The 12,857-nt window shown below is 63.4% G+C and carries 7 protein-coding genes; 1 reads left to right on the top strand and 6 read right to left on the bottom strand.

The features are described 5' to 3' along the window. The first annotated feature begins 49 nt into the window (after positions 1-49). Positions 50-994 (top strand): LysR family transcriptional regulator, encoded by a 945-nt coding sequence (locus tag HMPREF3173_RS22095; RefSeq protein WP_070092810.1) that lies wholly within the window; start codon positions 50-52, stop codon positions 992-994. Positions 995-1,041: 47 nt separating this feature from the next. Here HMPREF3173_RS22095 and HMPREF3173_RS22090 read toward each other — a convergent pair whose 3' ends face one another. From HMPREF3173_RS22090 to recC, 6 genes are all read right to left on the bottom strand, one after another. Next, complete coding sequence (locus HMPREF3173_RS22090; RefSeq protein ID WP_043215252.1) at positions 1,042-1,542, bottom strand: outer membrane lipoprotein YfiB; 501 nt, start codon at positions 1,540-1,542, stop codon at positions 1,042-1,044. 3 nt (positions 1,543-1,545) lie between these two features. Further along, on the bottom strand, positions 1,546-2,817 hold the full coding sequence (locus tag HMPREF3173_RS22085) for a diguanylate cyclase DgcN/YfiN (protein ID WP_070576756.1): 1,272 nt from the start codon (positions 2,815-2,817) through the stop codon (positions 1,546-1,548). Next, the gene (locus tag HMPREF3173_RS22080; RefSeq protein ID WP_371906710.1) at positions 2,814-3,353 is read right to left on the bottom strand and encodes a regulatory sequestration protein YfiR; all 540 of its coding nucleotides are present in this window, start codon (positions 3,351-3,353) and stop codon (positions 2,814-2,816) included. The genes HMPREF3173_RS22085 and HMPREF3173_RS22080 overlap by 4 nt, the downstream gene beginning before the upstream one ends. A gap of 107 nt (positions 3,354-3,460) precedes the next feature. Further along, positions 3,461-5,536, bottom strand: coding sequence for an exodeoxyribonuclease V subunit alpha (gene recD / locus HMPREF3173_RS22075; RefSeq protein WP_070576753.1), 2,076 nt, complete (start codon positions 5,534-5,536; stop codon positions 3,461-3,463). Next, positions 5,533-9,210, bottom strand: a complete 3,678-nt coding sequence (recB, locus tag HMPREF3173_RS22070) for an exodeoxyribonuclease V subunit beta (RefSeq protein WP_070576750.1) — start codon at positions 9,208-9,210, stop codon at positions 5,533-5,535. The genes recD and recB overlap by 4 nt, the downstream gene beginning before the upstream one ends. Further along, positions 9,207-12,689, bottom strand: coding sequence for an exodeoxyribonuclease V subunit gamma (gene recC / locus HMPREF3173_RS22065; RefSeq protein ID WP_070576747.1), 3,483 nt, complete (start codon positions 12,687-12,689; stop codon positions 9,207-9,209). Before recC ends, recB begins: the two co-directional genes overlap by 4 nt. Between the last annotated feature and the right edge of the window lie 168 nt (positions 12,690-12,857).

Here is a 12,857-nt window from a genome sequence, read left to right as displayed (position 1 = left end):
TATAGATGTGCAAACATCCAACAAGAACGCACAAAAAAACCGGATCATCATGCAAAAAGACCTCACCTCCCTGAGCTCACTGAACTGGGACGATTTGAAGTTCTTTCTAGAAGTGGCGCGCACCCGCAAGGCCAGCAGCGCGGCCAAGCGCCTGGCCGTTGACTACACCACGGTGTCGCGACGCATCAGCTCGCTTGAAGGCGCGCTGGGCACGCTTCTGTTCGAAAAATCCCGGACCAACGGTTTTGTCCTGACCTCTGAGGGTCAACGTCTGCTGGGCTACGCCGAATCGATCGAAAGCACGCTGCACATGGCCTGCGAGCAGGTCTCAGGCTCAGGCGTGGCACTTTCGGGCCATGTTCGCATGGGCTGCACCGAGGGCTTCGGCAGCTTCTTCGTCACTCCGCAACTGAGTCACTTCGTCGATGCCTACCCGGCAATCTCGGTGGACATCCTGCCCCTGCCACACTTCATCAGCCTGTCCAAGCGCGAGGCCGACATCGTCATCGCCCTGGAGCGGCCCGAGCATGGGCCCTATGTGTGCTGCAAGCTGTGCGACTATCGCCTGCGGCTGTACGCGACCCAGGAATACTTGGACAACCACCCGCCAATCCGCCAGGCCACCGACCTGACCCAGCACCGGTTCATCAGCTATGTGGACGATCTGGCATTCAGCTCTGAGCTTTTGTACCTGGCCAACCTGATCCCCAACGCCAACGCCCACCTGCGCAGCACCAGCGTGATCGCCCAATACACCGCGGCCTTGCAAGGCCGCGGGCTGGCAATCCTGCCGTGTTTCCTGGCTGCGCAGGATGCACGGTTGATCAATCTGCTACCGGAAGAGGTGGAGATTACCCGGCAGTTCTGGATGTACTGCCGGGAGGACCTGCGCAAGTTGAAGCGCATCACCTTGCTGTGGGACTACATTCGCGATGTGACCGAGGCCAACGCGCCGTTGCTGATGGGCAACAGCCGGGAGATGAAGTTCGCGTGATGCCGGATGGGCGCATCTGCGCCCAATCGCAGGCGCCAGCGCGTGCCTCAGTAGGACGCTACCACGATCGATACGCGGCGGTTCTCGGTTCGCCCGCTGGCGGTGCGGTTGTCCGCCACCGGCTGGCTGCTGCCCAGGCCAACGGTGCGGATGTTCTGAGGCTGCATGCCGATGCCGATCAGCGCCTGGGCGACGCTCTGCGCACGGCGTTCGGACAACTGCTGGTTATAGGCCTCCTTGCCCGAGGCATCGGCATGGCCGTCAACCCTCACCCGCTGGATATCCACCGACAGCAAGGCTTTGCCGATGCGCTCCACGATCGCGCGGCTCTGGCTGTTCAGGCTGTCCAGATCGCTGCCAAACAACACCTTGCCAGAAAGATCGAACGCCCAACCTTCGTCAGTCGGCGCGAAGCCTTCACGCTTGAGCACGGCGATCTGCTCTTCACTCAAGCCCTTGGGAACGCTCTGGCAACCGCCGAGCGCCAGCAACGTCAGCAATGCCAACACCAGTGTGGGAAAACGCAGCGCAACGACACGGTGAATCACGGTTCAGCTCCTGTTATCAACGTCAGTGGCCGAATGCTCCGTCTGCGCCACTTGCCAATGGCCACGGCGCATGCGCTTGGCCTGATACATCGCCCCATCGGCGGCATTGAGCAGCCCTGCCGGGTCCAGGCCGTCGTCGGGGAAGTAGGCGATGCCTACGCTCAACGAGGTGGTGATGCTGTTGCCGGTTTCCAGATGAATCGGCAGCTGCATGCTGGCGATGATCTTTTCAGCGATGCGCTCGGCGTCGCCTCGCGACTGCAAGGGCGTCAGCAGCACCGCGAACTCGTCCCCGCCCAGGCGCGCCACCAGGTCGTGTTCGCGCAATTGCGCGCGGATCCGACTGGCCACGCTGATCAGCACCTCATCCCCCGCCGAGTGGCCCAGGCTGTCGTTGATCTGTTTGAAATGGTCGCTGTCGAGGAACATCACCGCCAGCCGCTCCTGCTGGCGGACGGCATTGCGCAGGCTACGGCTCAGGCGCCCCTCGAAGAATGCACGATTGGGCAGGCCGGTAAGGCTGTCATGGGTCGCCTGGTGAGCCAGGTTCTCGTTCTCACTGCGCAGGTGACTGTCCCAGGCCTCCAGTTCGTCGAGCAATGCATTGAAGTCGTTGCCCAGCTCGTTGAGCTCGGCGATCTGCGTTTCGGGTACGCGCCGGTCGAAGGTACGATCGCGGCGGGCGGCGTGAGCCACGCTGGCAAGGCTGCGCAACGGGCGAATGATGTCGCCGAACAGCCGACGCGACAGATAGAGAGCCACCACTGCACTGAGCAACGTGCAGAACACGATCCCCGCCAGGCCACTGAACAGGAAGCGCAGCAAGTTGCCACCCTGCCCGGACACTTCGATGTGCCCGACCTTCTGTTGCTGATGTATCACCGGCAGCGTGATCGGTTCCTCCAGTAGCGCGCTGGCCACTTCCGCCTCCAGCTGGGCAAACATGCCATCGTCGTCACGGTGCCAATGGGCCAGTTGCTCCCCTTCGTCATTGAACACCTTGGCATCGGCCACCTCTTCGGTGGCTGCGATCAACGCCAGAGCTTCCTTCGCTGCAGGGGCATCGTCGAACACCACAGCCGCTTCGACGGTGTAGTTGATCGAGCGGGCAATCAGGTGCAGGTTGTGATTGGCATAGACGCGCAAGGCGAGCACACCGAGCAGGGTCAGGGAGACGCCTGCCAACCCTACCGCCAGCAAGGCCAATCCCAGATGGCCGCGGCCAAGTACCGAACGCAGGGTTGGGCGAACGCCAGGCTTGATGCACCTTCTCATGGCTGCACCGCCCGTCGACGAGACAACTGCAACACACTGGGATGGATTCGCACACCGCTGCGAGCGACTGAATCCAGGTTTACGTCAAAGGCCACCTGCTCGTCACTGACCCGCAGGCAAAACAGGCTGCCCACGGTGCAGGGATCGTCCGCCTCGCTGATGCTGAGCACCGGATGGCCGCTGATCGACTGGAACAGCCGCTCCCGCTCACCTTGGTCGAGCTTGCCGATATAAAGTGCGTCGCAGGCGCTGGCGACACGCTGGTCGTTCACCAACAAGCGCCGCACCTGCAAGGGCTGGCCGGAGTTCTGCACATTGCCCTTGATCAGGTCATCGGCGTATTCGGTCGGCCCTACCAGGCACAAACGCAGCGGCACTGGCTCTGCCGGCCAGCGCGCATAGCTGAGAATGCCCAGCACGACTTGGGTCACGGCCTTGGCCCGCTGTTGGACCTGAGCAGCGCTCGCAGGGGTGTCTGCCCGTGCAGGGCCTGCGAGCAGCAAGGCGGCCATCAACAGCGCAAGCGCACGGCCCATCACGCGTCCCCGAGGCGAGACAGCCACCATTTAGGAAATCCCACAAAGTCCCTTCAGATTTGGCGCAACGATAGCACAAGGCCTGCCGCCCAGAAATGTGCGCTACGTCACACTTGCTCGAGCATCAATCCGGAGATCCGTCGCACCCTGCGCGCCACCGCCTCTTCGAAAACGCCGGTGCGCGGCTCGATCAGGCTGAAACAGTGCTTGGCGCGGGTGATACCGGTATAGACCAACTCCTTGGTGAGCACCGGGTTCAGTGCATCCGGCAACACCAAGGCCGTATGGCTGAACTCCGAGCCCTGGGACTTGTGCACTGTCATGGCAAACACCGTTTCCACCTCGTTGAGCCGGCTCGGCAACACAAAACGCACCCCGCCACTGCCATCGTTGCGCGCAAAGGCCACGCGCAGTACCGGCTCGCCCAGATCATCCGGCAGACGCAAGGCAATGCCGATGTCGCCGTTCATCAGGCCCAAGCCATAATCGTTGCGCGTGACCAGCACTGGCCGGCCTTCATACCAGGGTTGCTGGTTGTCGATCAGCCCGGCGTTGCCAAGCACACGCGCCACACGTTCATTCAGACCCGCAACCCCCCAAGGGCCCTTGCGCACTGCGCAGAGCAACTGGAAGTGCTCGAAACTCTGCAGTACCTTGCTGGCCCACTGCTCCCAGCGCGGGTCATCGACGGGCGTGCCAGGGGGCGGACGATGACGACCAATGGCACGCAGATAGCTGCGGTAACCTTGGGGCCCATCGTCGCCACGGCCCAGGCCGTCCAACAGCAAGCGATCAAAAGCCCGGTCCTGTTCACCGCGCAGGGTCAGACCGAACACATCGCTCGGCGGCAGGGTCAGCAGATCACGCGCCTGCTGTGCCTGCTGGCGGTTGACCAGGCGGGCCAGCTGGCCGATGCCGCTGCCTTCGCCGAAACGGCGCGAGTAACGCAACATCACCACCTGCTGGGCCAGCGGATTGCGCTGCGCATCCCCGGGCGTGAGACCACAGCCCTCCAGCGATTGGCCGCCGACTTGCTCCAGCCAGGCCCGGGTAGCCGGGGAATAACAGCCCTCCTCGGCATCGCGACACAAATCACCCAACACCGCGCCGGCCTCGACCGAGGCCAACTGGTCCTTGTCGCCCAACAGCACCAGACGTGCCTTGGGCGGCAAGGCGTCGAGCAGGTTGGCCATCATCTCCAGGTCGATCATCGAGGCTTCGTCGACCACCAACACGTCCAGCGGTAACGGGTTGCCCGCATGGTGGCGGAAGTGTCGGGACCCCGGTCGGCTGCCCAGCAGACGGTGAACGGTGCTGACCTCGGTCGGGATCTGTGCGCGCACCTCACCGCTGACCTTCAGCCGCTCGACCTGCTGGCCGATCGACTCGGTCAAGCGGGCGGCGGCCTTGCCGGTGGGCGCCGCGAGGCGAATGCGCAAAGGGCGCCCCCTCTCCACGGCAGGCGCCTGCAACAACGCCAGCAAACGCACCACGGTGGTGGTCTTGCCGGTGCCAGGGCCGCCGGTGATGATGCTGAACGCCGCCCGCGTGGCCAGCGCACACGCAAGTTTCTGCCAGTCCACCTGCCCTGCCGGGGCGCCGCCTTCGAACAAGTGATCAAGCCGTGCGGGCAGATCCGCCGGCATGGCTTCGCTCTGGGTCAGGCGCTGGCGCAAGGCGTCGTCGATGCGCCGCTCATAGCTCCAGTAGCGGCGCAGATAGAGACGCTGGCCGCTGAGCACCAGCGGCCGGGCGCCTTGCCCCGGGCTATTGCCCGCGGCCACCAGAGGGCTGGCGGCAATGCGCTGCAGCCAGGTGTCCAGGGTCAGGCTGGCGAGCAGTTGCGAGGGCAGCAGCAAAGGCCCGGCCAGTGCGTCGCCCTCCGGCGGCAGCGACAAGGCGAAATCAGGCTCGGCGAGGGTCTGCTTCAGATCGAGGCAGACATGACCATGGCCCAACTGATGACTGGCCAGGGCCGCTGCCAGCAACAACAAGGTGTCGCTGCCAGGGGCGCGCTCTTCGAGAAAATTCACGAAGGCACGGTCCAGTGCCCGCAGCCAACCTCGCTCGACCCAGCGATCGAGCAGCACCAGCAGGTCACGGCTCTCGCGCAGGGGCGCCAGAGCCGTCAGTTGTTCGGCATCTACAGGGGTAGGCAAGAGGTCATCGAGGCATCGGCTCATGGCGCGACTCCGGCAAACAGGTCCTGCTGTTCCGGCTCATGGGCACCGCGGAACAACGCATCGAGCGCCTCGATCAGCGCCCGCGGCGGCTTGGCGAAATACAAGCCATGGCCGGCGCTGTCGGCACCACGCAGGAAGATGAATACAGCACCGCCCACATGACGGTCGTAATCGTAGTCCGGCAACCGTGCCCGCAATTGGCGATGCAGGGCCAGCAGATAGAGCACGTACTGCAGATCGTAGCGATGCTCCAGAATCGCCTGCTCCATGGCCAGGCCGTTGTAGGCCTGGGTGTCTGGACCGAGCCAGTTGGATTTGTAGTCGGCCACGTAGTAACGGCCGTCCAACTCGAATGCCAGGTCGATGAAACCTTTGAACATGCCGTTGAGCACCGTGGGCAACGCCGCAGGACGCGCCGCTGCGCCATGGGTATGGCGGGCGACCAGATGGTCAAGGCGCACGGCATCCACTTGATGGCTGGCGAACCAGAACTCCATCTCGATCTGATAGTGACGCAGCTCGGCGAGGATCAGGCTCGGGCCGTCGGCGTGCAAGGGAAGCGGCTGGCTCAGCAACTGCCCCAGCCACTGCTCCAAGGCGGGAATCCAGCCGGTCCAGTCCCGGCGGTTACAACGTTCCCCCACGGTGCGCTTGATCAAGTCCGGCTTGCCGCTGACCTCGGCGAACCCTTCCCGGCCGGCCCACTCCAGCAGGCCGTGGAGGAAGGTGCCGGGGTTCGGCCCGCGAGGGAAGCGGTGAATATCGCCGCCCTCGGCGGGCACCTCACGCAATGCCTGGGTATCGACTATTTCGTCGTCCAGCAATTGCTGGGCTTGGGAACTGTCGGCGCTCAAGGTCTGATCACCGACTCGCAGGGCACTGTAGGAGGCGATCCACCAATGCTCGGCGGCGGCCCGCCGTGGCTTGCGCGCCGGCAGCAGCTCGCGCTCGTCACGAGGGGGGTGGTAGCGCTGGGCGTCGGCTTCGGGCAGTACGCTGCATGTGATGTCCGCACTCGAGCCCTGCAACCGCGCAAGCCATTCGCCTAGTTCGCTGGAAGCTGCTAGAGGCAAGCCTGCGCCGAGCAGATAGCCCAGAGCACAGCGGTGCAATTGCGAGTTCTTCTGACTGCCGCGCTTGAGGTCGGCGACACCCAGCCAGCAGGCATACTGTGCACGGGTCAGGGCCACGTAGAGCAGGCGCAGATCTTCGGCCAGGCGTTCATCATCGGCGCGGGCGATCTGTGTTTCGTCGGGTGTCAGGGTGAGGTGGATCCGGCCTTGGCTATCGTGCCAGGTCAGAGGCAGGCGCTGACCATCCACCGGTTTGCTGGTGCAGATGAACGGCAAATAGACCAAGGGGTATTCCAGCCCCTTGGATTTGTGGATGGTCACTACCTTGACCAGTTGCTCGTCGCTTTCAAGGCGCAGGATTTGCTCTTCGCCGGCGTGACCAGCATTGGCCAGGTGTTCGGCCAGGTGGCGGATCAAGGCCTGCTCACCGTCCAACTCACTCGCCGCCTGCTGCAGCAACTCCGCCAGGTGCAGCAAGTTGGTCAGCACCCGCTCGCCGTCGCTGCGGGCCATGAGCATGCGCGGCAGCTGGAAGTCATGCAGCAGGCGGCGCAGCATCGGCAACACGCCCTGACGCTGCCAGGTCTCGCGGTACTGACGAAAACGCATGACCCAACCTTCCCACACGCGCTCGTCCTGGTTCAGGCGGTCCAGGTCGGCGAGTGGCAGGTCGAGGGTCAGGCTGGCCAGGGCGCCCTTGAGCAGACGCTCGGAATCCGGCTCAGCACAGGCCTTGAGCCAGACCAACAAGTCATGGGCTTCTTGGGCGGCGAAGACCGAGTCCTTGTCCGACAGATACACGCTGCGCACATCGCGGGCCGCAAGCTCGGCGCGTATCAACTGGGCCTCTCGGCCATCGCGCACGAGGATGGCGATGTCCGACGGCAAGCAGGGGCGCAGCGTGCCCTGGCTGTCGAGCAGTCCGCTCACGCCTTGCTGGCCGCCATTGAGCAGGCCGACGATATGACTGGCGCAACTGGCCGCCAGTTGCTGGCGGTAGAGCGTGCTGGAGACCGGCTCCTCGCTTTGCAGTTGCCAGCATTGCAACGCCGCAGCGGGCTGGCCGTCGATCATCAATCGCTCATCGCGCCCCTTGGCACGGACCTCGACGAAGGGCAAGGGGTTGTCTTGGCCCTCGCGGAACAGGAAGGCGCCGCGCCCCTGGGGGCGCTCTTCGGCCTGGAGAAACACGCGATTGACCGCCGTTACCATCGCCTGGCTGGAACGGTAGTTGGTATCCAGACTGTGCAAGCGCCCTGCCGTGGCGCGGCGGGCGGCCAGGTAGGTGAAAATGTCGGCCCCGCGGAAGGCGTAGATCGCCTGCTTGGGATCGCCGATCATGAACAGACCGGTCTCTCTATGGTTTTCGCTGATCCGGTAGATGCGCTCGAAGATGCCGTATTGCACCGGGTCAGTGTCTTGGAACTCGTCGATCAGCGCTACCGGGAACTGCTCGCGAATCAAACCGGCCAGACGCTCGCCAGACTCGCTGGTCAACGCTTGCTCCAAACGCAAGAGCATGTCGTCAAAACCCATCTCGGCGCGCTTGCGCTTCTCAACCTCGAAGCGGGCCGACACCCAGGTCGCGGCGTGCTCCAGCAGCCGCGCATCGGGGCTGGCCAGCCCCTGCAATTGCTCACGCAGGCTCTGCATGGCATGCAGGGCGGGATGATCAGGCGGCTCGCCGGACTTCCAGGCTTCTGCCATGCCCGCAGGCGTCAGTCGGGTGAAACCGGTGCCCAAATCCAGCTCAAGTACTTGATCGTCACCGGCCCAGGCCCGCAGCTTGTCGAACCAAGGCTCGAAGAAGCGTGCCTGCAGCTTGCGGCCGTCCGCCAGCTTGCCGGCCACGGCTGCCTGGCAAATCTGGTGCAACTCATCGGCCCATCGGGCCCAGGGCGCCTTGAGCTGGCACAGCTGCGTGGCCCGCTCGCGCAAGGCCTGCTCGATCAACGCTTGCGGCTGAGCATCATCCACCTCACCGCGCACCCGCCCAAACAATGGGCGGATACGTGGCAGCAACGCGTCGGGGCTGCCCCACTGGTTGCGTACCCAGGCCAGGGCTTCGCCTTGCATGCTGTAACAGAAACGCCGCCAGTAATCGCGCATGACCTGACCCAGCAACTCGCTGTGATCGGTCTCCAGGCTCTGGGTGAACAAGCTTCCGCTGTCGAAGGCGTGCTCGCGCAACATACGCTGGCACCAACCGTGGATGGTCGACACCGCGGCTTCGTCCATCCACTGGACCGCAACGTCGAGGCGACTGGCGCAACGCGCCCACTGCTCGGCGGGATAATCATCGCGCAACATCTGCAGCAGCGGATCAGCTTCGGCCAGCTCACCGCGGAAGAACCGTGCCGCTTCGGCCAGGCGAGCACGGATCCGCTCACGCAGCTCTTTGGTGGCAGCGTCGGTGAAGGTCACCACCAGGATCTGTGGCGGCAGCAGCTCACGGCCAAAACCCTGCTCGCCGCCATGGCCTAGGATCAGGCGCAGGTACAACGCCGATATGGTGAACGTCTTGCCGGTGCCAGCACTGGCCTCGATCAGTTGGCTGCCGTGCAATGGAAAGCTCAGGGCCAAGGGGCGGGCCTGGGTCATGCGGCATTCTCCGGATTGCCCAGGGTCTGCCAGGGCGCTGCGAACAAGGGGCGGTACAGGGTCTCGCACCAACCTTCGAAGGTTTCATCGGCGCACAGCGCGGCGAAGTCAGGGAACTGACGTGCCAAGGCAAGGCTCTCGCCGCACTCGCCGGTGGTGTTCTGCCCATCGCCCTCGTAGGCGCGGACTGCTGAGGCCAGGGCTTTGTCCGGATCGCTCTGGGCCAACCAGGCGAACGCGGTCTTGGCGGCCACGGGCAGCGGCGCATTCATGGCCGCCTGGCGAGCCACGATCAGGTCGCCCAAAAGCTCCGCCGCCTGGGGCTGCGGCAGCGGGTCGAGCAACAATGTCAGGTCGCTGGCGACCATGGCGGTATGCAATGGATAGCCTGCGGCACAGGCCGCCAGATGTACGACCCAGGCAGGGATCAGACGATGCCATTTACGGCTATTGCGTCCGGCACTCAGGGTGTTGGGTACGCTGGTGATGCTCAGAAGGCTCAGGTCCTGGGCTTGGTACACCCTCCCCAACCAGCCTTCCAGACGCTGCGTTGCGTGGTCGAAATGAATCGGCAGCGCCCCATCGACCACGGTTGGCCAACGTTGCAGCAACTGGCGATGACGCTGCAGCAGGTCAGGTAGGGGCTGGATCAGCTCGGCCTGGAGGATTTCGCCGAACCCCGCCAGCGGCAGCAGGCCGCAGGCCTGAAGGCGACGAGCCTGGCTCAGCAGCGCGTGATCGGCGTTGTCGGGATCGGCCAGCGCGGCGCCGAGCAGGCTTTCGCTCAGCCCGTAGCGCTGCAAAGCATCGAGCACGAAGGGTTCTTCATCCGGCGTTGGCGTTTCCAAGGCCTCGAAGAACACCTTCAGACGCTGACTGAAGAAGTGCCGCACAGGGTGACGCAGAAAATCCTGCAACTGGGTGAGGCTCAACGCCTCCTCGGCTACATAGGGCGGCAGCGTGTCATGACAGGCCACAGGATCCGTGTCGAGCTGGTGCAATACCTGCCACTCATGGGCGTAGCTGAACAGCGCGCTGCCTTTCTGGAAGTAACGTTGGCTGAAGGGTTGGAGGGGATGCTCCTGGGTCAGGGCATGCAGCAACTGCTCACCAGGGTTTTCCCGCAGCCCCTCTTTGGCGCCCGCCAGACGCCAACCTGCGGCGAGGTGATCGCGCAACTGACCGATCAACACCGATGCGGGACGCTCACTGTTGTCACGAATGCTGCGCCCGACCCAACTGATGTAGAGCTGGTCACGCGCCGAAAGCAGGGCTTCAAGCAACAGGTAACGGTCATCTTCACGGCGGGAGCGATCACCAGGGCGGTAGTCACTGGCCATCAGATCGAAGTCCAGCGGCGGCTGGGCACGTGGGTAGTCGCCGTCATTCATTCCTAGCAGGCACACCACCCGGAAGGGGATCGCGCGCATGGGCATGAGCGTGCAGAAGTTCACCGAACCTGCCAGGAAACGTTGGGACAACTTGCCTTGGTCCAGTCCCGACAACCAGGCTTCACGAACCACCGTTAGCGGCAACACGTCTTGAAGGCCGACCGCTTCGCACGTAGCCAACCAGGTGTCGCGCAAATCCTGCAGCTGCATCAACAGGAACTCGTCCTGCTCATCCTCGGCGAGGAAGAATACCTGCAGCAGCGCTTGCAGGCGTTCACCCCATTCGCGCGCCGTAGCCGGCTGCGACAAGGCTTCGCATGCCACATCGAGCGCGTCGAGCAGGGCCACGAGCGGGCCGATCAAGGCAGCATCGAGGCCACCGATTTCATCATAAGGCTCGATCTCGTCGAAGCCCTCCCCGACACCGACGGCATACCCCAGCAACATACGTCGCAGGCCAAACCGCCAGCTGTTCTGCTCCAGGCCTTCGGGCAGTCCCAGGGTCGCACGTTGCTTGGCGCTCAGTCCCCAGCGGATGCCGGCGCCCTCGATCCAGCGATGCAAGGTCGGCAAATCGCTCTGTGCGATGGCAAAGCGCGCACGAAGCGCAGGGACGTCCAGCAGGTCGAGCACTTCGCTGACGGCAAAGCGACTCTCGGGCAACTTGAGCAGATGCTCCAGAGCGATCAGCAGCGGTTCTCGACCACGTTGGCCCTGGTCGGTGAGAGTGAAAGGAATGTAGCGAGGGTCGTTGCGCTCAAGTTGGCCGAAGACCGCGCGGATATGCGGTGCATAGTCGTCGATGGCCGGCAGCATGACGATGACATCACGCGGGCGCAGCGTGGGATCTGCACTGAAGCGGGCCAGCAACTGGTCATGAAGGATCTCCACTTCACGCTGCGGACTGTGGGCCACATGGAAGCGCACCGAGCGATCCTTGGTGGGATCGATGGGAGCCCACTGCTCGCGGGTTTCGGCCAGTGGGCGCAACTCGAGAATGTCATCCTGCAACTGGCGAAGCAGGCAGTTTGGCTCAGACTCTTGGAAAAGGTCGATGCGACCCTCGCTGAATACACCGCGGTAGCTGCCGGGGTCATCATAACTGTCGAGAAGGTTGATGTAGTCACGGCCCTGCTTGCCCCAGGCAGCCAGTAATGGGTGAGCATGCTGGTGCAGGCTTTCGTCATCCAATTGCAAGGGTGTGCCGTGCTTGCGCTGCTGACGCTTGTACTGATGACGCAGCAGGTCCTTGTCTGCAACGATATCTGCCCAATGGTGACGGCATGGGTTATGCACGCACAGCAACACCTGACTGAAGCGAGCAAGCCCCGCCAGCGCCTCGAGTGCTTGGGCAGGTAAGGACGAAATGCCGAAGACGATCACCCGTTTCGGCAAGCCGAAGGGCGCTTGGTCCAGGCTGTTGATACGTTCGATGAAACGCTGGTGCACCCCGGCGCGACTCTGCGCCATGCCCGCCTCGCCAACATCCTCGAGCAACGCTCGCCATAGCTGCGCCTGCCAGCGATTACCGACGGGTAAGGGCTTGCGTTCGCCACGAGCGCTATTGAGCACATGCTCGCCTACTGCCCAATCCTTGAGCCAGTCGGCGCGATAGACCTGGTATTGGTCGAACAGGTCCGCCAAGCGCTCGGCCAATTGGTAACGCTTGCGCAGATCACCATCGTCCGTGAGGAAACGGCGCAGCGGTTCGAAATGGGGGCGCTCGATCAACTCAGGAAGCAGGCGCATCAAGCGCCAAGTGAGGGGGGCTTTGTCCAGCAACGAAACCTCAGGAATTTCATCGCGCCCCAGAACACGGCGATACAACTGCCACATGAAACTGCCCGGCAACTGGACATCGATAGCAGCCGCAATCCCACATCCGCCTTGATCGCCCTCCTGCGGGTCTTCGGCCAGGGCCAACTTGAGCCATTGGGCGATGCCATTGCTTTGAACCAGCGCGATCTCGTTCTCCAGCGGTGCCAAGGGATAACGACGCATCACACCCACTACCAGATGGCGCAAGTCATCCAGACGGTTGCCTTGAACGATCATGAAACCTGGATGCAGGGAGGATGTGTCGGTCATTGAGCGTCTCAGCCGGGGAGGTTCTGGTAGGGAACCATATCACAGGGGCTGCGCATCGCCCGAGGTGTTGCAGGCCCCATATCGCTGTAGGAAGCGCCTTTCTGGAAAGTACTGATTGGGCTGCCAATATAGGCCGCAGAAAAGACAAAACCCCTACCTGCTCACGCA

Source organism: Pseudomonas sp. HMSC08G10 (genome assembly GCF_001808425.1).
Taxonomy (GTDB): Bacteria; Pseudomonadota; Gammaproteobacteria; order Pseudomonadales; family Pseudomonadaceae; genus Aquipseudomonas; species Aquipseudomonas guariconensis.
The sequence above is the reverse complement of the archived record's forward strand: the minus strand, read 5'-3'. Positions and strand labels throughout refer to the sequence as shown.